Source organism: Marinobacter sp., assembly GCF_044799475.1.
GTDB lineage: Bacteria > Pseudomonadota > Gammaproteobacteria > Pseudomonadales > Oleiphilaceae > Marinobacter.
The window spans coordinates 309,576-331,103 of sequence record NZ_CP085217.1 but is presented as its reverse complement, the minus strand read 5'-3'; the positions used below and the strand labels follow the sequence as shown (position 1 = coordinate 331,103).

Sequence of the window (21,528 nt, the reverse complement as noted above, 5' to 3'; positions counted from 1 at the left end):
CCGCCCGCCCGGGCGGCGTTTTCGTTCCAGTAAACAGCAGCCAGGCTGCATACAACCCGGAAAAAGTCATGCAGATCGACTTCGGCGGTCGCCGCCTTGATATGTCCCATTGCCATGTAATGGGTGTGCTCAACGTGACTCCGGACTCCTTTTCTGATGGAGGCCGGTTCAACCAGCTCGAAGCCGCCCTTGCACAGGCCCGGCGGATGGTGGCCGACGGGGCCTCCTTCATTGATGTCGGAGGAGAGTCCACCCGGCCTGGCGCCCAGGCGGTGTCGGTCCAGGAGGAGCTGGACAGGGTCTGTCCGGTGGTTGAGGCGATTGCCCGTGAGCTGGATGCCACCATTTCCATTGATACCAGTGCGCCCGAGGTAATACGGGAAACTGTTCACCTTGGAGCGGGTTTGATTAATGACGTCAGGGCCCTGCAGAGAGAAGGGGCGCTGGAGGCCGCGGTGAGCAGTGGTGTGCCAGTATGTCTGATGCATATGCAGGGCACCCCGGATAACATGCAGAGGCAGCCCGAATACGCCGGGGTGCTGCGGGAAGTCACCGGTTTTCTGATGGAGCGGGTGCGGCTGGCCGAGCAGTCCGGCCTGCCCGCGGGCCGGATACTGCTGGATCCGGGTTTTGGCTTTGGCAAGACGCTGGAGCATAACCTGGAGCTTCTCCGGTCCCTTGATCAGCTGCGGGCGCTGGGGTATCCACTGATGGTCGGGATGTCCAGAAAAAGCATGCTGGGCAGGATCACCGGTCGAGAGGTATCGGAAAGGTTGCCTGCCAGCCTTGCAGTGGCGACAATAGCCGCCATGAAAGGCGCATCCATTATCCGCGTCCACGATGTCAGGGAAACGATCGATGCCGTCAGAGTGGTGTCGGCTATGGGGGAAGCTGGTCAATGACCGAACGCAAGTATTTTGGCACTGATGGGATCCGGGGTCGGGTTGGGGAGCCGCCCATCACTCCGGATTTCATGCTGCATCTGGGGTGGGCTGCCGGCCAGGCTTTCAAGCGGGACGGGCAGCGCAACAGCGTCCTGATTGGCAAGGATACCCGGCTTTCCGGCTACATGTTTGAGTCTGCCCTCGAGGCCGGGTTGTCTGCGGCTGGCGTTGATGTGAAGCTGCTGGGGCCCATGCCCACTCCTGCCATTGCCTACCTGACCCGCACTTTCCGTGCCTCGGCCGGTATTGTCATCAGTGCCTCCCATAATCCCCATCATGATAACGGTATCAAGTTTTTTTCAGCAGAGGGCACCAAGCTCAATGACGGCCTGGAGGAAGATATCGAGCGATGGCTGGACCAGCCGATTGAGGTCTGCGCTTCATCCGAGCTTGGCAAGGCGTTCCGCATCGACGATGCTCCCGGCCGCTATGTGGAGTTCTGCAAAAGTACAGTGCCGAACGAGTTCACTCTCGAGGGCATGCGAATCGTCCTGGACTGCGCCCACGGCGCCACCTATAACGTGGCGCCCAAGGTTTTTCGGGAGCTGGGTGCAGAGGTCTCGGTAATCGGTGCGGATCCGAATGGGCTGAATATCAATCTCAATGTTGGTTCAACCCATCTGGAGGGCCTCAGCGAAGCCGTTGTGACCCAAGGAGCAGATCTTGGTATTGCTTTTGACGGGGATGGTGACAGGGTCCTTATGGTTGACCGGGACGGTTCCGAAGTGGATGGGGACGAGCTTCTCTTCATCATTGCTTCCCAGCGTCATCGTGCCGGAACCCTGAAAGGCGGGGTTGTTGGTACGCTGATGACCAACCTTGGCGTTGAGCTGGCGTTGCAGGACCAGGGCATTGCTTTTGAGCGGGCCCGGGTGGGGGATCGCTATGTAATGGAGCGTCTCGTTCATCAGGGCTGGGTGCTGGGCGGCGAAGGCTCTGGCCACCTTGTGATCCGCGACTGCACCTCCACGGGTGACGGCATAGTTTCGGCGCTGCAGGTGCTGCTTTCAATCTGGCGTTCCGGGCAGACCCTCAGCGAGCTGCGGAGTCAGATGACCAAGTTGCCTCAGACCATGATCAATGTCCGGGTCGATCACCGGTTTGATCCGTTCAGCCGCCCCGACCTGGTAGCAGCCGTTGATTACGCCGAGCAGCGGCTGGGGAATACTGGTAGGGTGTTGCTTCGAGCCTCTGGCACTGAGCCCCTGATCCGCGTGATGACGGAAGGCGAAGACCAGCAGCTGATCCGCGCCGTGGCCGAGGAGCTTGCGGGGTGTGTCTCACAGTCACGGGCGTGAATCTGGTTGTCTGGACAGAGTGAGTCCTGTATAGTTTCGCCTCCCTTGAGTAAGGGTCTTGTTATGCGCCGCAGAATAGTAGCCGCAAACTGGAAGATGAATGGGTCGGAAGCCCTTGCAAAAGAGCTGGTTGGCAACATCATCGCTCAGCTTGAGCCCCTTGATAAAAGCGTGGAGATTGTTATCATGCCTCCCGCGCTCTACGTCAGGGATGTCCAGCAGCAGCTGGGTGAATCCGGTTTCAGGCTCGGGGTGCAGAACATCGCTCGCTGGGATGAAGGTGCTTATACCGGAGAGATATCCGCAGGCATGGCGGCTGACATGGGAGCAGACTATGCACTTGTCGGGCATTCGGAGCGTCGAAGCCATTTTGCCGAAGGCAATGGCCTGATAGCCGAGAAAGTCGACAGGGCTCTGATGCACGGGATTACAGCCGTGCTCTGTGTGGGGGAAACCCTTGAAGAGCGCGAGGCCGGTCTGGCCAAGGCCATAGTCTACGAACAGGTCGAACAGGCCCTGTCAGATGTGGTTGGTGAGGGCTGGAAGAATATTGTGGTTGCCTATGAGCCAGTATGGGCCATAGGGACCGGTAAAACAGCAACGGCTGATGACGCCCAGCAGATGCATCAGGCAATCCGTGAGCTGCTTGAAAAGCTGGGAGCCCCGGCTGACAGGATTCCGCTGCTTTACGGCGGGAGCGTAAAGCCTGATAATGCGGCCGAGCTGTTTGCCCAGCCGGACATTGATGGCGGCCTGATAGGCGGGGCGTCACTGAAGGCTGAAGATTTTGTTCGCATTTGCCAGGCAATCTGACATCAGGTCACTGGCAGGGCGAGACGTTTAAAGACCAACGCTTCAAGAGAGTTGATATGGATTGGGTCGAAACACTGATAGTGGTTGCACACGTGGTGATCGCGGTCGCTCTGGTTGGTCTTGTGCTCATCCAGCAGGGCAAGGGCGCGGATGCCGGTGCCGCTTTCGGTGGCGGTGCGTCCCAGACAGTTTTTGGTAGCCAGGGTAGCGGCAGTTTTCTGACCCGCACCACAACATTCCTGGCGATCCTGTTTTTTGTAACAAGTTTTTCGCTGGCAGTATTTGCCAAGCAGCGTGCAGAAGTGGCCGGTGAGGCGGGGATTCCAGCAGTGCAGGAATCCCGGGCTCCAGCTGCGGACCAGCAGCCTGCTGACGATGCTGCCAGAGGCGAAGACGAGGGCAGGGAAGGTCAAGCCATCCCTGAGCTCGAGTGAGGTTGTTGCCGAAGTGGTGGAACTGGTAGACACGCTATCTTGAGGGGGTAGTGGCGTAAGCCGTGCCGGTTCGAGTCCGGCCTTCGGCACCATTATTGAGCGGCTTGGAAGTTCCAGGCCGTTTTTTTTGGTCAGTCCTTGACCAGTATGGCCGGCATCCTTATACTCCGGCAAATATTGACGCGGGTTCCGGCAGAGCCGGTCGGGTCATGACAGGCCAGGTGTCTGTCGCGGGAGCGCTGATTCATGGCTCCTGTAAGTTCTTGCTACAAAAGGCCCCAATGCAGGCCGCCAGATTGCGCATCGATAGAGTGCGCCCTTCGGCGGGCTGAGATTCCGGGGCTTTTTGATTACGGGGCCTGGCGCAGCAGGCCCTGGTGCATAAAAAGGGCTGATAGACAGCCCTTTTTTTGTTTGTGCGGTCAACAAATTCAGTGATGGAGATAAGAGTCACTTGTCAGCAAAGTTGCAGCAACTCGAAGCAATCCTGAGGCCGGTGGTTGAAGGCCTGGGCTATGAATTCTGGGGTCTGGAGTTCCGTTCGCAGGGGCACCAGTCCCTTTTGCGTGTCTTTATCGATGACGCGGAAAATGGCATAGGTATTGAAGACTGCGAGAAGGTCAGCCGTCAGGTGAGCGCTGTAATGGATGTCGAGGACCCGGTTCAGACCGAGTACACCCTGGAGGTGTCCTCCCCCGGCATGGATCGTCCGCTGTTTCGGCTTGAACAATACGACGAGTTTGCAGGTCACCGGGTCCAGATACGTCTCCGAATGGCATTTGAAGGGCGCCGGAAGTTCCAGGGTCTGCTCAAGGGCATTGAGGGTGAGGATGTCGTCGTGGTAGTAGACGACCATGAATACCTTTTACCTTTCGACAGCATTGAACGGGCGAACATAGTTCCGGTATTCGAGTAATTCGTTTGACTGCGAGTTTTAATATAAGGGCAGGGCAATCCAATGAGTAAAGAGATTTTGCTGGTAGTCGAGGCCGTCTCGAATGAGAAGGGCGTTGATAAAGAGGTTATTTTTGAGGCCATTGAACTGGCTCTCGCCACTGCCGCCAAAAAGCGTTACGAGGACGAAGATGCCGATATCCGCGTCTCCATTGACCGCCGCACAGGTGAGTACGAGACGTTCCGCCGCTGGCTTGTGGTTGATAACGACGCTGTGCCGGCACTGGGAAGTGAGCTCACACTCCAGGAAGCTGAAGAGATCGACCCGGAGCTGAAACCGGGGGATACCCATGAAGAAAAAGTGGAATCCGTCGCCTTTGGCCGGATTGGAGCCCAGGCTGCGAAGCAGATCATCTTCCAGAAAGTCCGCGAAGCCGAGCGGGCAAAGATTGTTGACAGCTATCGGGACAGGGTTGGTGAGCTGGTATCCGGCACCGTCAAGAAGGTAACCCGGGACAATGTGATAGTGGATCTGGGGGCCAATGCCGAGGCTCTGCTTCCCAGGGAACACCTTATCGCCCGCGAGACTTTCCGGATGGGTGATCGCCTCCGTGCATTGTTGCTGGAGATTCGCACAGATCACAGGGGCCCCCAGTTGATCCTGAGCCGGACCAGTCCCCAGATGCTGATTGAGCTTTTCCGCATCGAGGTGCCGGAAATTGCTGAAGAACTTATTGAAATCCGCGGCGCCGCCCGTGACCCCGGCTCCCGGGCAAAAATCGCGGTCAAGACCAATGACCGGCGCATTGACCCCGTGGGCGCCTGTGTTGGCATGCGCGGCTCCAGGGTGCAGGCAGTTTCCAATGAACTCGGAGGGGAGCGCGTCGATATTGTTCTGTGGGACGACAATCCCGCACAGCTGGTTATCAACGCCATGGCTCCGGCTGAAGTGGCATCCATCGTCATGGACGAGGATCGCCACACGATGGAAGTGGCAGTTGCGGAAGACAATCTCGCCCAGGCGATCGGCCGTAACGGTCAGAACGTACGACTGGCCAGCGAACTCACTGGCTGGACCCTGAACGTGATGACCGAGGCGGAAGCCGGAGAGCGTCAGGAAGAAGAACAGGGCCGTTTGCTGGAGCATTTCACCAGTAATCTGGATGTGGACGAGGAGTTTGCGGGCATTCTTATTGATGAGGGCTTCACCTCCATCGAGGAAGTGGCCTATGTGCCGATGGAGGAAATGCTGGCGATTGATGGTCTTGACGAAGAGACGGTGACCGAGCTGCGCCGCCGCGCCAAGGACGCCCTGCTGAACCAGGCACTGAAGAGCGAAGAAGCCCTTGAGGGCAGCGAGCCGGCTGAAGATCTTCTCACCATGGAGGGGATGGACCGTTCGCTGGCGTTCAGACTGGCGGGCATGGGTGTCCGTACGATGGAAGATCTTGCCGAGCAGTCCGTAGACGACTTGCTTGAGATCGAAGGTATGAATGATGAACGTGCGGGTCAACTTATCATGACCGCGCGCGCCCCCTGGTTTACGGACCAGGCTTAATCGGGAGGAGGACCAGTATGGCTGAAGTGACGGTAAAACAACTGGCCGATGATGTAGGCGCTCCCGTGGATCGTTTGCTACGTCAGATTGTAGAGGCTGGCCTGAAAGCCCGCTCGGAAAATGATTCTGTGACCAGTGATGAGAAGCAGCAGCTATTGGCTTATCTGCGGAAAAATCACGGTGAATCTGATGCTGAACCGCGGAAGATTACGCTCAAGCGCAAGACCACAACGACTCTCAAGGCAGGAAGCGGTGCAGGCCGCGCCAAGACAGTCAATGTCGAAGTTCGCAAGAAGCGTACCTATATCAAGCGTGCGGAAACACAACTCGAGGCTGAACAGGAAGCTGAAAGGCCGACTGCTGAGCCCACCCAGGCGCCGGAAGAGCCGGCACCGGTTTCCCTCGAGGAGCCCATGCAGGCACAGGTAACTCCGGAGAGTGCGGAGAGCGTGGAAGCGGTAACCGGCGACTCGGCGACGCCCACTCCCGCTGCCGAGCCCGTGGAGACAAAGGCTGTAGAGGCGGCTCCTGCTGAGTCCAGCGACGTGATCGAGCCGGCGGATATGCCTATTCCGCCACCGGATCCGGAGAACGCCAAGGACAAGGACCGCAAGCCAAAGAAAAAGAAGGAAAAGGAAAAGGTCCGCGAGCGGGTGGAAGAACCTGACGAGGGCAAGCCCAAGAAGAAGTCCGCTGGTCATCGGGGGCCGCGTAATCGCCCTGCGGAGGAGCCAGTGGTCATTTCCGAGGACGAAGAAGATACAACCCTTCGCAAGCCGCTACGGGCGAAGAAAAAGCCCAAAGAAAAACGGCATGCCTTTGAAAAGCCGACAAGGCCCATGGTGAGAGAAGTCGAGATTCCAGAAACCATTACCGTAGGCGAGCTGGCACAGCGTATGGCTGTCAAGTCGGCGGACGTCATCAAGAAACTCATGGGAATGGGTGTGATGGCGACCATCAATCAGCCGCTGGATCAGGAAACTGCTGTTCTGGTGACCGAAGAGCTGGGCCATACTCCCACCACGGTCAGTGACGATGCCTTTGAGGAGTCAGTGCTGAGCGAGATCTCCTTCGAGGGTGAAACCGCGAAGCGGGCACCGGTAGTCAGTGTCATGGGTCACGTTGACCACGGCAAGACCTCCCTGCTGGACTACATCCGCCGCACCAAGGTGGCTGCAGGCGAATCTGGTGGCATCACCCAGCACATTGGCGCCTATCATGTGGAAACCGAGCAGGGCATGGTGTCCTTCCTGGATACGCCCGGCCACGCGGCCTTCACGGCCATGCGCGCCCGTGGTGCCCAGTGCACGGATATCGTCATCCTTGTGGTGGCTGCCGATGACGGCGTCATGCCCCAGACCAAGGAGGCAGTCCAGCACGCCCGTTCCGCAGGAGTGCCCCTGGTTGTTGCCATCAACAAGATGGACAAGGAAGGTGCCGATCCTGACCGGATCAAGACAGAGCTGGCAGGCCTTGAGGTAATCCCTGAAGACTGGGGTGGGGATGTGCAGTTTGTACCGGTCTCTGCCCACACCGGTGATGGCATTGACGATCTGCTGGAAGCGATTCTGCTGCAGTCGGAGATTCTGGAACTCAAGGCCGTGCCCAAAGCACCTGCCAGGGGCGTGGTTATCGAGTCCAGTCTGGAGCGGGGCCGTGGCTCCGTTGCCACAGTACTGGTTCAGAACGGTACCCTGAAACAGGGCGACATGGTGGTGGCCGGCGGCTTCTTCGGCAAGGTTCGGGCCATGACCGATGAAGCCGGCAGACAGACCCGTGAAGCGGGACCTTCTATCCCGGTGGAAATCCTGGGTCTGAACGGCACACCTGACGCAGGCGATGAGTTCTTCGCTGTGGCTGATGAACGCAAGGCGAAAGAACTGGCCGAATTCCGTCAGGTCCGTGAACGTGAACAGCGGCTGCACCGCCAGCAGGCGGCCAAGCTCGAAAATCTGTTCGAGAACATGGGCAAGGAGCAGGTCAAGACACTTAATGTGGTGCTCAAGACTGACGTCCGTGGTTCCCTGGAAGCCATCACCAAGGCCCTGCAGGACATTGGTAACGAAGAGGTCCAGGTCAAGATTGTGTCCGCCGGTGTCGGCGGGATTGCTGAAACGGATGTGAGCCTGGCTGTAGCCACCAACTCGGTGATTTTCGGCTTCAATGTCCGGGCAGATGCCGCATCCAAGCGTCTGGTCGAGCACGAAGGCGTGGATCTGCGGTATTACAGCATCATCTACAACATGATTGATGACGTTCGCTCAGCCCTTACCGGCATGCTGGCGCCCGAGTTCCGGGAAGACATCATCGGTATTGCCGATGTCCGGGAAACTTTCCGTTCACCGAAGTTTGGCCAGGTTGCTGGCTGCATGGTGATCGAGGGAACCGTCTACCGGAACAAACCCATCCGTGTTCTGCGGGACAACGTGGTTATCTTTGAAGGCGAGCTGGAGTCCCTGCGCCGCTTCAAGGATGACGTGCCGGAAGTCCGTAACGGCATGGAGTGTGGTATCGGTGTCAAGGGCTACGATGTGAAGGTCGGTGACCAGATCGAGGTCTTTGATCGCGTAAGAGTCGAGCGCAAGCTGGAATCTGCGGGCTGATATCTGGCCTGGTAAAACTGAAATCCCGGGGCACCCTGCAAAGCGGTGCCCCGGTCATATATAAAGGCGATAGAAACTACTATGCCGAAGGAATTTAGCCGTATTGATCGCATTGCCGATCAGATACAGCGTGAGCTGGCGCAGCTCATCCAGCGGGAGATCAAGGATCCCCGGCTGGGCATGATTACCATCAATGCCGTCAAGGTCAGTCGTGACATGGGCTATGCGGATATCTATGTCTCGTTGCTGACCACGGAAGACCTGACCGAGGAATCCCCGGAAGTGCAGGAATCCCTGGCGGTACTGCGCAAGTCCGCGGGGTTTCTTCGTGGTCAACTTGGCCGTGCGATGAAATTACGGATGGTGCCTCACCTGCGGTTTCACTTCGACAGGCTGCCAGGAAAGAGTCGTCGTATCGACTCGCTGATCGATGAGGCCATGGGCCGGAAACCGGTTGTTGATCGTTCCGATGATCCGGAGTCGGAAGATTGAGCCGACGTAGAAAGGGAAGGGGTGTTAACGGCATTCTGGTCATCGACAAGCCGGCGGGTCTGACGTCCAACGGCATTCTGCAGCACGTCAAGGGGCTATATGGTGCCGCGAAAGCAGGCCATACAGGTGCCCTGGACCCCCTGGCGACCGGTGTTCTTCCCCTGTGCTTTGGTGAGGCCACCAAGTTTTCCCAGCTGATGCTGGAAAGTGACAAGGCCTACATAGCCACCGCGCGGCTGGGCATCATCACTGAAACCGGCGACAGCGAAGGGCGGGTGGTGGAGGAGCGGCCATTGCCGGCGGATCTGGGGATGGAGTCGGTGGAAACTGTGCTGGGCGCATTCCGGGGTGCCATCCAGCAGGTGCCATCCATGTATTCGGCCCTCAAGCACAAGGGGCGCCCGCTTTACGAGTACGCCCGTGAAGGAATAGAGGTGGAGCGGCCTGCAAGACCGGTCACCATCTATGATCTGACCCTGCTGGCGGTCCGGGACAACGAGTTTGATATTGCGGTTACCTGCACCAAAGGCACCTATATCCGCTCGCTGGTGGAGGACATAGGACTTGCGCTGGGCTGTGGTGCCCACGTTACCGCCCTGCGACGGACTCTGGCAGCGGGTTTCTGTCTCGACGATGCCTGGCCGGTAAGTGAGCTTGAGGCGAAGCGTGATCAGGGGGAATCCCTGGATTCGCTGCTGGTAGCTCCGGATGCTGCCCTGACCATGTTCCCCCAGCTGATTCTCGAGCCAGACAGGTTACGGTCGATATTGAACGGACAACCCGTTAGAATAGCGGATCTGGATTTGACAGGCCCGGTTCGGCTTTACGGTGAAGACTGTTTTGTCGGCCTGGGTGAAGGTATTCCGGATGGCGGACAGGTGGTAATCACCCCCCGCCGTCTGGTCAAAAACAGCTGATCGCCGCCCCCGGGCGTCGGTCACTGGTTAGCCGAGCTGCAGAGATGCGCGGTTCGGCCGGATACTTAAGCATCGCAACCAATGAGGTGAGTTATGGCACTTTCTGCCACAGAGAAGTCACAGATCGTCAAGGATTACCAGCAGGCGGAGGGCGACACAGGTTCGCCTGAAGTTCAGGTAGCACTGCTGAGCGCCAATATCGACAAACTGCAGGGACACTTCAAGGCCAACAAGCAGGATCACCATTCCCGCCGCGGCCTGATCAGGATGGTTAACCAGCGCCGCAAGCTGCTTGACTACCTGAAGAAGAAGAATGCTGACCGGTATCTTGAGCTGATCAAGCGTCTGGGTCTGCGTCGCTGAGCCTCTGGCTTCAGATGACGTGTCGAAAGGTGTCGCTTCGGCGGCGCCTTTCTGCCTATGGCGGAGCCTGTCTCCGCTGTATGTGCTTCTCGCCTGCTGGTCTTTCCTGTTCAGACAGGGAGGGCCGTCTGACTAGCTGATTGTTCTCTGCTCTGGAGAAACAGCTTCAGCAAACACCTCCAGTAATAAACGTCGTAGCAATAAACGTTGAGTTCCGGTTTATCCGGTGGTTTACAGGGGACCCTGTCGTAACCGAAAGCCAAAACATAGCAGGTTGTCGAAAGTTCTGGCGTCACTCACGTCCGGAGTTTTCGACAGCCTGTTAGCTTTCAGGCAGGTTCAGCCACTGTCGGCCCCGCTTAAGCGGTCTGCAGCGAATCGGGATGGTCTGCCATGGGGCAGCTCATCAGACTGAACTGAAGAGATAAACAAGGAGTTACCGTGAATCCGGTAAAAAAGACATTTGAACTCGGCGGCAAGACCGTCACCCTCGAAACAGGTCGTATTGCCCGCCAGGCTACCGGCTCCGTGCTGGTTACCATCGATGACATTTCGGTACTGGGTACCGTGGTTGCAGCGAAGGAAGCCAAGCCAGGTCAGCCATTTTTCCCGCTGACCGTAAACTACTTTGAGAAGACCTACGCCGTGGGTCGTATCCCTGGTGGTTTCTTCAAGCGTGAGGGACGTCCTTCCGAGAAAGAGACCCTGACCTCGCGCCTGATTGATCGCCCAATACGTCCGCTGTTTCCCAAAGGCTTCATGAACGAAACTCAGGTTATCCTGACGGTCATGTCTTCCAGCAAAACCCAGGATCCGGACATTGCCGGCATGCTGGCGGCTTCCGCTGCCCTGTCCCTGTCCGGCGTGCCGTTCGATGGGCCGGTTGGTGCATCCCGGGTTGCGTTCACCAATGAGCGGGGCTACTTCCTGAACCCGACCTTTGAAGAACTCCAGGACTCGCTGCTGGACATGGTTGTGGCAGGTACTGAAGACGCAGTTCTGATGGTGGAATCCGAAGCCAAAGGCCTCACCGAAGACCAGATGCTGGGCGGCGTTTTATTCGCCCATCAGGAAATGCAGACAGCCGTCCAGGCGATCAAAGAGCTTGCCGCTGAAGCTGGCAAGCCGCGCTGGGAGTGGGTGCCAGCCACCGAGAACACGGAGCTTCTGAATGTCCTGACCTCCGAGTTTGGGGGCGCCATCGAGGAAGCCTACGCCATCCACGACAAGATGCAGCGCTATACCCGTCTGGGCGAGATCAAGTCTGCAGCTGTTGAGAAGCTGGCCGGTGAAGGGGAAGGTCAGTCTTCTGCTGAAGAGGTCAAGAGCTACTTCGGCAAGGTCGAGAAGAAAATCGTCCGTAAGCAGGTCATTGAAGGCAAGCCCCGTATCGATGGCCGCGACAACAAGACTGTCCGTCCGATCCAGATCGAGGTTGGCGTTCTGCCCAGCACCCATGGTTCTGCTCTGTTCACCCGTGGCGAAACCCAGGCCATCGTGACCACGACCCTTGGTACCGCGCGGGACATGCAGATCATCGATGCGCTGGAAGGCGAGCGCCGGGATCCTTTCCTGTTCCACTACAACTTCCCTCCCTACTCGGTTGGTGAAGCTGGCCGTGTGGGCACCCCTGGCCGTCGCGAGATCGGCCACGGTCGCCTGGCAAAGCGTAGTATCGCTGCAGTCATGCCGACCATGGAAGAGTTCCCCTACACCATCCGTGCGGTATCCGAGATCACCGAGTCCAACGGTTCCAGTTCCATGGCTTCGGTCTGTGGCTCAAGCCTGGCACTGATGGACGCTGGTGTACCGATAAAGGCGCCGGTAGCTGGTATTGCCATGGGTCTGGTGAAGGAAGGCGACCAGTTTGCCATCCTGACTGACATCCTGGGTGATGAGGATCACCTGGGTGACATGGACTTCAAGGTGGCGGGTACCTCTGAGGGTATCACTGCCCTGCAGATGGACATCAAGATCCAGGGCATCACCGACGAGATCATGGAGCTTGCCCTTGAGCAGGCCAACGGTGCCCGCCTGCACATCCTGGCGGAAATGGCCAAGGTGATTGCAGTGCCGCGCGCCGAGCTGTCCTCACGCGCCCCGAGCATTACCACCATCAAGATCAATCCGGAGAAGATCCGTGATGTGATCGGCAAGGGTGGCGCTACCATCCGTGGTATCTGTGAGGAGACTGGTGCGTCCATTGATCTGGACGACGATGGCAATGTGAAGATCTATGCAGACACCCAGGATGCTGCCCAGGCTGCGATGAAGCGGGTGATGGAAATCACTGCTGAAATTGAAGTGGGTGCTATCTACAAGGGTCGCGTTGAGCGCATTGTGGACTTCGGTGCCTTTGTTAACATCCTGCCTGGCAAGGATGGCCTTGTGCATATCTCCCAGATTTCCGATGAGCGAGTTGAGAATGTCTCCGACGTACTCAAGGAAGGTCAGGAAGTGCTGGTCAAGGTGCTGGATGTGGATGCCCGTGGCCGCGTGAAGCTGTCCATGAAGGAAGTGAAGGAAGGCGAAAAGCCGACCGATCTGTCTGCCATCTAAAAGGCCAGACGTAAAAAAGCCCGCCTCCGGTAACGGATGGCGGGCTTTTTTGTGGGCGTCTTTCGTCAACACCGCTAATGAAAACGTTGGCTGCGGTGTCTTCAGGCTTTGGTGGGGGCGTCTGGACGGCAGGCCTGTTCAGGACACGCCCGTGAATACTTCCCTGTAGGGCTCGACTGCAGCCATCCCTGGCTGCAGACGGTCCTGAACAGGCCTGCCGTCCAGACTCTTTGAACTGGGAGCTGCCTGCTCGTTGAACTGCCGAGAGCTACTCTTTCCGGGCGGCCGCCGCTTCCATGAATTCAATGACCTTTTCACGGTAATCCGGGATGACGAAGGTTGCTGCGTGGGGTGTGTCTGTCTGGAGGAATTCCTTGGGCTCTCTGGCAGCGTCAAAAAGTTCCTTGCCGTGATGGAAGGGAATGATGCCATCACGAACGCTGTGGATGATCATCACGGGGGTGGGGCTGATGTTGGCGATGTGCTCGGTGCCCTCGTAACTGTCATCGATGGTCCAGCTCAGGGGTGCCTGAAAGGGCCAGGTGAGCCAGAAGGCGTCGAGTTTTTCACGGGCGATGTCGCGGAAGCCGGCGAAGGTTCCGTCCAGGATCACCGCATCCAGTGCCCGGCGTTCTTCCCGCTGCTGCCATTCGCTGGCGAGCACTATGCCCAGCGCCCCGCCGAGGCTCTGACCGAGAAGGAAGACAGGCAGTTCACCCTCGTGCCGGTTGTTCATCAGCCAGCGCAGCCCGGATTCCGCGTCATGCAGGACGCCTTCCAGGGTAGGTTCTCCGGTGGAGCGGCCGTATCCCCGGTAGTCAATCATGAAGACGCTGTAGCCCTTCTCCGGGAGCCAGGCGACGTTCAGTATGTGGCTGCTGATGTTCTGGGCATTGCCATGGAGAAAGTAGACCAGGCCTCTGGGTTTACCCTGAGCGGGCAGCCACCAGCCGTGGATGGTTTCGTCATCTCCTGTGGTGATGTAAACATCTTCGTAGTCGAGTTCCAGGCGGTCAGGGGTGATGTAGACCGTCTGGTCAGGATAGAAGAAGAGGTTGGTGCAGCCGGCCTGGATCAGGCCAGCAGCTGTAACCAGAGTGGTCAGAAGTAGGCGTTTAGTCCAAGTTGCCATTCGGTACGGTACCTTCCGTCGTGATGTTTACGCTCGAATCCTGCGGCGATGCTCATTGTCCGGCCCAGATGCCAGCTGGCGCTCAGGTTAAGCGCGTCCTGGTGTTCACGTGCGCCAACGAACCAGGCTTTGGTGCGGATGCCGCCGAGGGCACTGAAGCGCGGAGACTGGTGGAGGATCCCCAGGTCTGCGCCGGGGGCCAGGTCATAGCCCTGGCTGAGGTCGTCGTCGATTTCCGCGTCCGCAGTGACCATCGCCAGCACCTGGGTCTGGCTGCCGAGCCGCCAGCTGCCGCCGGCGCCACCTTCAAGGTAGGGTACCAGAACCCGTTTGTCGTCGCTGGTGTCGCTCCGCCGTCCGCCAAACCCGACCTGCCATGAGAGAGGAGAGAAGAATGCATTCCTGGGGGTTAGCGAGCGGATCTCTACGCCCAGGATTTCCTCCACCTGGAGCTCGTCGTTGTCCGTGAACAGCCTGAGATCCAGCCTGAGGAACTGCAACTGGGCGCCTGGGCGATAGCCTTCCGGTGGATCAAGCACATCGTGATAGGCGGGCCGCAGGGAGAGCTCGGCAAATGACCTGTCGCCCAGTTCGCCTCCGGCGAGGCCGATGCGGAAGGTGTCATGGCCCTGGTCATCCCGGACGGACGGTGTAGAAGGTTCCGCTGCTGGCTCCACGTCGTCAATGCGGCTACGGGACCGGAGCAGGTCATGGGACAGAGGCGCAGCAAATTCCCTTGGCCAGCCTTCGGCCTCGGACTGATAGCGCACGTAGTCATAAGTGGCATCAAAAAGCCTGGCCCTGCGTTCCTCCGGCAGGCCGGTGACCTCCGGGTCCCCGGTTTTTACGTAGCCGTTGGCAATGGCGGCTGCCAGGACCTGATCCGATGGGGGCAATTGGTCAAGGGCAAAACTCACCTTGGTGGCTGCCGAAGGGCGGTAATGGATGTCGTCCACGAGATCCCGGTCAACCACCCAGCGCACCGTGTCCGACGGTATGGCGTGAGTGCTCACCTCCTCCAGCAGGTCCGTGCCCGGGCGGGCGACGTCTATCAGAGCTAGCAGCCGGTAGGCGCAGTTCTCGTCAAAGAAGTAGTAATCGAAGTTCCGTTCGCGGATTTCCCAGGCATGGGCAAGCATCATGTCCACCTCTGGCTGGGTCAGGTTCAGTCTGTATTCCCAGAGATCCCGGTTTTCTATGTCCGTGTAGAGGCGGATCTTTTCGTAATAGGGCTGGATGGTGGTAATGCCCGGGTAGCCGCCGAAAATGCCGCGGTAGGCAAATGTCAGCTCGCTGTCGTGGGCTGCGGCATCTGCCGCGTAGGAAATGGTGTTGGCCAGCAGGAGGTCGGTGCTGCTGTCGTCCGCCGGCGGATCCAGCCGGAGAAATGTATGGCCGAACATGGAAGAAGGGCTGTTGAGATAGGAGGCGGCGAATACCAGGGTTACGGCCTCGGTGTTCAGCGTCTCCCGCCATTCGTCATAGGCCGGGCAGTCAGCCCGCCGGTCGGGAAGATCGAGTCTGGATCTCAGCCAGCGGTCCCTGGCGGGAAATCTGCAACTGGCGTGTTCATCGCCACCACCCGACTGCCTAATGGCAGCGAGGGTTGCCGACATTTCGGCCTGAGGGGAGGTTTTGCCGCGCTCGCTGAAGAAAAAGTCCGGGTCGTCTGCCTGGCTTGTATAGCCACTTCCCAGACGTTTCGGCTGGTAGTGAAGAAGAGTAAGCCATATCGGGTCTTCTGCGAGGGCCGATATGTCAGCCTTGTCGAGGGAAGCGGTTTTGGCTGCCAGAGCCGGAGCGCTGGCGGCAATCAGCCAGACCAGGGCAAGCCCTGAAAGGAACAGTGGGCGCATGAACGAATCAGGAGTCCCGTGATGTTGGAATGGTAGCCTGCAAACAGGTGGTGCGTGAGAACTGAAAGAAATCTGCGCCGTCCCTGGCGCGTGATGCGTCCTTCAGGCCGGGCTCTTACGCCACATACTTGCCGAGTGCTTCATGCTGCTGGAGCAGGGCTACAATCGCATTGACCGCCTGGTCGGAGGTGGTGTCCGAGGAGGGGAAAATGGTCGCAAAGTTGTCCTGAAGCAGTTGCCGGAAATCGTCCCGGTCTGATGCTTCGATACCGAGAAGAACGGCCAGGGTGTCAAGGTTTTCGCCAGCGCCACGGGACATGTCCCGGGCAACCTTGTCTATGTTGCTGTCCATGTACATCGCCATGGATCTGACGGACTGGTTGGTCTGACATCCCAGGGTGCCAGTGGTCATGCCAAAGGTCTGGTTACCAAAGGTGCCGTTGGTTGTTGCAGCCAATACGTGGGGTGCGATGCCTGACTGTCCCTTCCAGATCATCGCGCCTACGCCGCAGCCCGGCTGGGCGAAGGCGAGGGTGGATGCACCCATGAGCATTGCGCCTGCGATCAGTTTCTTCATTGTCCACTCCTTGTAGTGATTTTTGCTGTCGTCGCATATCCAGAACTCACAGCGCACTGTGAAATCATAGAGTTAACGGCCCTGACGCCTCGTCCTTGCCGGACGGCTGACCGTTGCCCTGAGTATAGTCGAGTTATCAAAAAGACCAACTGTACTCAAATGCGTCGCAGCTTTTTACACTCACCCGCCCAGATAGGCATTCTGCACGTCAGGGTTGGCCAGAAGGTTGGCTCCGGTGTCTTCCATGCGAATACGCCCGGTTTCCAGCACATAGCCACGGTCGGCCAGATTCAGCGCCTGGTGGGCGTTTTGTTCGACCAGAAAGACAGTGATGCCCTCTTCCCGAAGCTTGCCAATGATCTCGAAAATCTGCTTGATGATCAGTGGAGCCAGACCGAGCGAGGGCTCGTCCAGAATAATCATGGTGGGCCTGCTCATCAGTGCGCGGCCTATGGCCAGCATCTGCTGTTCGCCGCCAGACATGGTCCCGGCGCGCTGACTCTCGCGCTCCTTCAGGCGGGGGAAGAGCTCGTAGACGTGCTGCAGGCTGTTCCGGATTTCGCTCTTGGTGTTGAAGAAGCCCCCCATGGCGAGGTTTTCCGCCACGGTCAGGCCGGGAAATACCCGTCGGCCCTCCGGCACTATGGCAATGCCCGAGCGCATGATATCGGAGGTGGCTTCACGGGTTATGTCGCGTCCCTGCAGAATGATCCGCCCTGATGTCGCCTGGGGGTTGCCGCAGACGGTCATCAGCAGGGTTGTCTTGCCGGCGCCGTTGGCTCCGATGAGGGAGACAATCTCGCCCTTTTTGACTTCGAGGGAGACGCCGTGGAGCGCCTCGATCTTGCCGTAGTGGGTATGAACATCTTCAATTAACAGCATGTTTTTTCCTCAGGCCTCACCCAGGTAGGCCTTGATCACGTCATCGTTGTGGCGGATCTCATCCGGCGTGCCGCTGGCGAGCGGCCGGCCCTGGTTGATGACATTGATACGGTCCGAAATCTCCATCACCAGACTCATGTCGTGCTCAATCAGCACGACGGAGACGTTGTAGTCTTCCTTGAGGCTGATAATCAGCTGGTTGAGGTCCCGGGTCTCGGCGGGGTTGAGGCCGGCTGCGGGTTCGTCGAGCATCAGGAGTTTGGGCTCGGTAACCATGCAACGGGCAATCTCAAGACGCCGTTGCTGGCCATAGGCCAGGTTGCCGGCATCCCGGTTGGCCAAATCCAGCAGGCCCACCCGGTTCAGCCAGTAGGCGGCGCGATCAAGGGATTTCTGCTCCTTCCTGCGATAACCAGGGGTATTGAGAATCCCGGCCAGAAGGTTGGTGTTCAGATGCCGGTGCTGGGCCACAAGGAGGTTTTCCACCACCGTCATGTTTCCGAACAGCCTCACGTGCTGGAAGGTCCTTACCAGCCCCAGCCGGGAGATTTTATAGTCGGGCGTACCCTGTATTTCCCTGCCTTCGAACAGGATCTCTCCACCGGTGGGCTTGTAGAACCCGCTCATGCAGTTGAATACCGTGGTCTTGCCGGCGCCGTTGGGGCCAATGATGGAGACGATCTCATGCTCCTGGACGTCCAGTGACACCTGGTCAACCGCAAGGAGTCCGCCGAAGCGCATGGACAGATTGCGTACTTCAAGCATGCTGGTCACTCCGGCTTTTCAAGTTTTATGTGAATGCGGCGCATGGGCATCATGCCCTGGGGGCGCCAGATCATCATCAGCACCATTGCCGCGCCGAAGATCAGCATCCGGTATTCGGAGAACTCCCGCGCCAGTTCCGGCAGTATGGTGACCGCAATGGCCGCCAGAATGACCCCGAACTGCGAGCCCATGCCGCCAAGCACCACGATCGCCAGAATGATGGCGGATTCGAGGAAGACGAAGGATTCCGGGCTGATGAACCCCTGCTTGGAAGCGAACACGGTACCGGCAAAACCGGCAAAGAAGGCGCCGATGGTGAAGGCTGAAAGTTTCACCGCGGTGCGGCTGAGGCCCAGTGAGCGGGACGCGATTTCATCTTCCCGCAGTGCTTCCCAGGCGCGGCCCACAGGCATCTGCATCAGACGCCGGATGACGAAGAAGGTGATCACTGCAAGCACCAGTGCAATCAGATAGAGGAAGATGATCTTGTGGGTGCTGTCGTAAGGGATGCTGAAGAACTCATGGAAGGAGATGTTGCCTTCTTCCTTCACCCGCCGGCCAAATTCCATGCCGAAAAGTGTCGGGTCCGGAATGCCTCCGATGCCATTGGGGCCACCGGTGAGGCTGGTCCAGTTGTTGAGCAGGATCCGGATGATCTCGCCGAAGCCCAGGGTGACGATGGCCAGGTAGTCACCCCGCAATCGGAGCACGGGAAAACCCAGCGCCAGCCCGAACAGGGCGGCCAGCAGCGCGCCGGCGGGCAGGGCTACCCAGAAGGAAACGCCGTAGTACTGGGAGAGCAGGGCAAAGGTGTAGGCGCCCACTGCATAGAATGCCACATAGCCCAGGTCCAGCAGGCCCGCCAGGCCAACCACCACGTTCAGACCCAGGGCCAGCATTACGTAGATGAGAACCAGGGTGGCCAGGTCAACAGCACCACGGGAGGCAATGAATGGCCAGAGCGATGCCCCGATGACCACTACCAGGATGAATGCGTTCTGCAGTTTCAGCCTGGTCTCGTCGGAGATGTCTGCGCCTTTGGTCATCAACTGGGGTCTGGGGACCTGTCCCAGGCCAGCCATGATGGATTCCCGGAAAAGCTGGAACAGGAAGACCACCAGGGCGGCGCCGAGAATGGCAAGCACGGTGGAAGTGGAAGTTCCTTCCAGGGCGATGTAGGTTCCGGCTGAGACCAGGTCGAGACCCAGAATGGGGTAGGACACTACCAGTGTGATGACTGCACAGAACAGGGCGTGTTTCAGATTGGATGGGTTCATCAGATCTTCTCAACCTCCGGTTTGCCAAGCAGTCCGGTGGGTTTGAACAACAGGATCAGGATAAGCAGGCCGAAGGACACCACGTCCTTGTATTCGCCACTCAGATAACCCGAAGTCATGCTTTCGGATACGCCCAGTATGAGTCCGCCGAGCATGGCTCCGGGAATACTTCCGATGCCACCAAGAACCGCTGCGGTGAAGGCCTTGAGGCCGGCGATGAAGCCGAACAGAGGATCAATGGAGCCGTAGTACATGCCCAGCAGCAGACCTGCGACCGCAGCCAGAGCCGCGCCGATAACAAAGGTGGCTGCGATAATGCGGTTGGTGTCGATGCCCAGCAGGCTGGACATGCCCAGGTCCTGGGACACGGCCCTGCAGGCCCGGCCGGTGCGGGACCGGGAAATGAACAGTGACAGCCCGGCCATGCAGATCAGGGTGGTTACAAAGATAGTGATCTGGATATAGGACAGGGAGGTCTGGAAATCGTCGGTGGCACCAAAGGTAAAGCGGCCCTCAAGCAGGATCGGAAAGCCCATGTTTCTTGAACCCTGGGCCAGGTGCACGTAGTTCTGAAGAAAGATGGACATGCCAATTGCCGATATCAGCGGAATCAGCCGGTGACGGCCCCGTACCGGCCGGTAGGCCACCCGTTCAACTGCCCAGCCCATGGAACTGGAGACAATGACGGCGCAGATCAAGGCAACCAGAAGAACAATGGGGAGAAAAGCGATACCCAGGGCTGCAAGCCCGGTGATCGCGATCAGCGCGGTGTAGGCGCCGATCATGTAGATTTCGCCATGGGCGAAGTTGATCATGCCGATGATGCCGTAAACCATCGTATAGCCGATGGCGATCAGCGCATAGGCACTGCCAATCGTCAGTCCATTGATGAGCTGCTGGGTAAAATAGGGGTCAAGCATGTTGTCGGGCTCCGAAAACCTGCCCCCCGGCGCTGCCGAACCCGACCTTGCCGGGATGCCGGCGCTGGCGGGACGAAAAAGCCTTCGGGAGCTTAAAAAAACACCTTCCCCCGGATCGCGGTGGGAAGGTGTTCCATTACCGTCTGTTAACGATTGCGGCCTAGTTTACCGGAGTTTTGCTGCCATCTGAATGCCATTCGTACACGACGAATTCAAAGTCCTTCATGTCGCCCTTGTCGTCATATTCGATGGTGCCGATGGGTGTCTCGAAAGTACCGGCGCGCAGGGCTTTGGCAACTTCGAACGGATCCTGGGAGTTGGCCTGCTCGATGCCATCGGCAATCAGCTGAACTGCTGTGTAGGAGGTCAGCACGAAAGGACCGGATGGATCTTCATCCTTTTCCCTGAAGGCTTCCACTAGCTCCTGGTTTTCCGCTTTCTCGTCAAAGGCGGGGGGCAGGGTGACCAGCAGGCCTTCGGCAGCATCGCCGGCGATGCTGTTGATGTCCTTGTTGCCTACGCCTTCAGGTCCCATGAACTGGGCAAGCAGGCCGGCCTGGCGGGCCTGGCGCAGCATGAGTCCGAGTTCCGGATGGTAGCCGCCGTAGTACACGTAGTCCACATCGGCCTCTTTAAGCTTGGTTACCAGCGACGAGAAATCCTTGTCACCCGCGGTGATACCCTCAAACATGGGTACCTCAACGCCCGCTTCCTTGAGTGTGTCGCGCACGGCGGTGGCAATGCCTTCGCCATATTGCTGCTTGTCGTGGATGACTGCTACCGACCCGGGGTTGAGGCTGGCCAGGTATTTGCCGGCAACGGGGCCCTGCATGCTGTCCAGACCGATCGTGCGGAACACCAGTTCATAGCCGCGGGTGGTGATCTCAGGGCTCGTGGAAGCCGGAGTGATCATCAGGATGCCTTCGTCTTCGTAGATATCGGATGCCGGCTGGGTTGAGCTGGAGCAGAGGTGGCCCACTACGAATCGGACGCCCTCGTTGACCAGGCGGTTGGCAACGGTGACGGCCTGCTTGGGGTCGCAGACGTCATCGACTTCCACCGCGTCCAGCTTTACGCCCATGACACCGCCATCTGCGTTGATCCGCTCAATGGCCATGCGGGCACCGGAGAATTGCATGTCCCCATACTGGGCAACCGGGCCGGTTTTTGGTCCCGCGATTCCCACTTTAATATCTGCCAGAGCAGTGCCTGCCGCCATAAGGGCGATAGACGCACTGATGCCT

General features: G+C 58.5%; 19 protein-coding genes and 1 tRNA gene. 12 read left to right on the top strand and 8 right to left on the bottom strand.

Annotated elements, in window-relative coordinates; all coding sequences use genetic code 11:
• Window positions 1-68 precede the first annotated feature (68 nt).
• From folP to pnp, 12 genes are all read left to right on the top strand, one after another.
• Window positions 69-902 carry a dihydropteroate synthase gene (gene folP / locus LG327_RS01485; RefSeq protein ID WP_404365041.1) on the top strand — a complete coding sequence of 278 codons (834 nt, stop codon included), beginning with the start codon at window positions 69-71 and terminating at the stop codon, window positions 900-902.
• Entirely contained in the window at window positions 899-2,242 is a 1,344-nt protein-coding gene (glmM, locus tag LG327_RS01480) for a phosphoglucosamine mutase (RefSeq protein ID WP_404365040.1), read from the top strand. The genes folP and glmM overlap by 4 nt, the downstream gene beginning before the upstream one ends.
• A 63-nt stretch (window positions 2,243-2,305) precedes the next feature.
• Window positions 2,306-3,055: a triose-phosphate isomerase gene (tpiA, locus tag LG327_RS01475; protein ID WP_404365039.1), complete on the top strand. Its 750-nt coding sequence runs from the start codon at window positions 2,306-2,308 to the stop codon at window positions 3,053-3,055.
• 56 nt (window positions 3,056-3,111) lie between these two features.
• The gene (gene secG, locus LG327_RS01470; protein ID WP_404365037.1) at window positions 3,112-3,489 is read left to right on the top strand and encodes a preprotein translocase subunit SecG; all 378 of its coding nucleotides are present in this window, start codon (window positions 3,112-3,114) and stop codon (window positions 3,487-3,489) included.
• Between the two features lie 7 nt (window positions 3,490-3,496).
• Window positions 3,497-3,581 (top strand) — tRNA-Leu (locus LG327_RS01465).
• Between the two features lie 362 nt (window positions 3,582-3,943).
• A complete protein-coding gene (gene rimP, locus LG327_RS01460; protein ID WP_404365035.1) occupies window positions 3,944-4,405 on the top strand; it encodes a ribosome maturation factor RimP in 462 nt (153 codons plus the stop codon).
• A gap of 42 nt (window positions 4,406-4,447) precedes the next feature.
• Window positions 4,448-5,941 (top strand): transcription termination factor NusA, encoded by a 1,494-nt coding sequence (nusA, locus tag LG327_RS01455; RefSeq protein WP_404365033.1) that lies wholly within the window; start codon window positions 4,448-4,450, stop codon window positions 5,939-5,941.
• A 17-nt stretch (window positions 5,942-5,958) separates the two neighbouring features.
• Entirely contained in the window at window positions 5,959-8,544 is a 2,586-nt protein-coding gene (gene infB / locus LG327_RS01450; protein ID WP_404365031.1) for a translation initiation factor IF-2, read from the top strand.
• 81 nt (window positions 8,545-8,625) lie between these two features.
• On the top strand, window positions 8,626-9,036 hold the full coding sequence (gene rbfA, locus LG327_RS01445; RefSeq protein ID WP_404365029.1) for a 30S ribosome-binding factor RbfA: 411 nt from the start codon (window positions 8,626-8,628) through the stop codon (window positions 9,034-9,036).
• Window positions 9,033-9,953, top strand: coding sequence for a tRNA pseudouridine(55) synthase TruB (gene truB / locus LG327_RS01440; protein WP_404365028.1), 921 nt, complete (start codon window positions 9,033-9,035; stop codon window positions 9,951-9,953). The genes rbfA and truB overlap by 4 nt, the downstream gene beginning before the upstream one ends.
• Window positions 9,954-10,046: 93 nt before the next feature.
• Complete coding sequence (gene rpsO, locus LG327_RS01435) at window positions 10,047-10,316, top strand: 30S ribosomal protein S15 (protein ID WP_404365027.1); 270 nt, start codon at window positions 10,047-10,049, stop codon at window positions 10,314-10,316.
• Between the two features lie 441 nt (window positions 10,317-10,757).
• Window positions 10,758-12,875 carry a polyribonucleotide nucleotidyltransferase gene (gene pnp, locus LG327_RS01430; protein ID WP_404365025.1) on the top strand — a complete coding sequence of 706 codons (2,118 nt, stop codon included), beginning with the start codon at window positions 10,758-10,760 and terminating at the stop codon, window positions 12,873-12,875.
• A 268-nt stretch (window positions 12,876-13,143) separates the two neighbouring features.
• Here pnp and LG327_RS01425 read toward each other — a convergent pair whose 3' ends face one another.
• The 8 genes from LG327_RS01425 to LG327_RS01390 all read right to left on the bottom strand — a co-directional run bounded on the left by LG327_RS01425 (window position 13,144) and on the right by LG327_RS01390 (window position 21,503).
• The gene (locus LG327_RS01425) at window positions 13,144-14,007 is read right to left on the bottom strand and encodes an alpha/beta hydrolase (RefSeq protein ID WP_404365024.1); all 864 of its coding nucleotides are present in this window, start codon (window positions 14,005-14,007) and stop codon (window positions 13,144-13,146) included.
• A complete protein-coding gene (locus tag LG327_RS01420) occupies window positions 13,977-15,863 on the bottom strand; it encodes a DUF4105 domain-containing protein (RefSeq protein ID WP_404365022.1) in 1,887 nt (628 codons plus the stop codon). Before LG327_RS01420 ends, LG327_RS01425 begins: the two co-directional genes overlap by 31 nt.
• Before the next feature lie 115 nt (window positions 15,864-15,978).
• A complete protein-coding gene (locus tag LG327_RS01415; RefSeq protein ID WP_404365020.1) occupies window positions 15,979-16,440 on the bottom strand; it encodes a DUF3015 domain-containing protein in 462 nt (153 codons plus the stop codon).
• A 180-nt stretch (window positions 16,441-16,620) separates the two neighbouring features.
• A complete protein-coding gene (locus tag LG327_RS01410; protein ID WP_404365018.1) occupies window positions 16,621-17,322 on the bottom strand; it encodes an ABC transporter ATP-binding protein in 702 nt (233 codons plus the stop codon).
• Window positions 17,323-17,331: 9 nt separating this feature from the next.
• Window positions 17,332-18,087, bottom strand: a complete 756-nt coding sequence (livG, locus tag LG327_RS01405; protein WP_404365017.1) for a high-affinity branched-chain amino acid ABC transporter ATP-binding protein LivG — start codon at window positions 18,085-18,087, stop codon at window positions 17,332-17,334.
• Between the two features lie 5 nt (window positions 18,088-18,092).
• Window positions 18,093-19,364: a high-affinity branched-chain amino acid ABC transporter permease LivM gene (gene livM, locus LG327_RS01400; RefSeq protein ID WP_404365015.1), complete on the bottom strand. Its 1,272-nt coding sequence runs from the start codon at window positions 19,362-19,364 to the stop codon at window positions 18,093-18,095.
• A complete protein-coding gene (gene livH / locus LG327_RS01395) occupies window positions 19,364-20,284 on the bottom strand; it encodes a high-affinity branched-chain amino acid ABC transporter permease LivH (protein WP_404365013.1) in 921 nt (306 codons plus the stop codon). The genes livM and livH overlap by 1 nt, the downstream gene beginning before the upstream one ends.
• A 160-nt stretch (window positions 20,285-20,444) precedes the next feature.
• Complete coding sequence (locus tag LG327_RS01390; protein ID WP_404369570.1) at window positions 20,445-21,503, bottom strand: branched-chain amino acid ABC transporter substrate-binding protein; 1,059 nt, start codon at window positions 21,501-21,503, stop codon at window positions 20,445-20,447.
• Window positions 21,504-21,528: the final 25 nt, after the last annotated feature.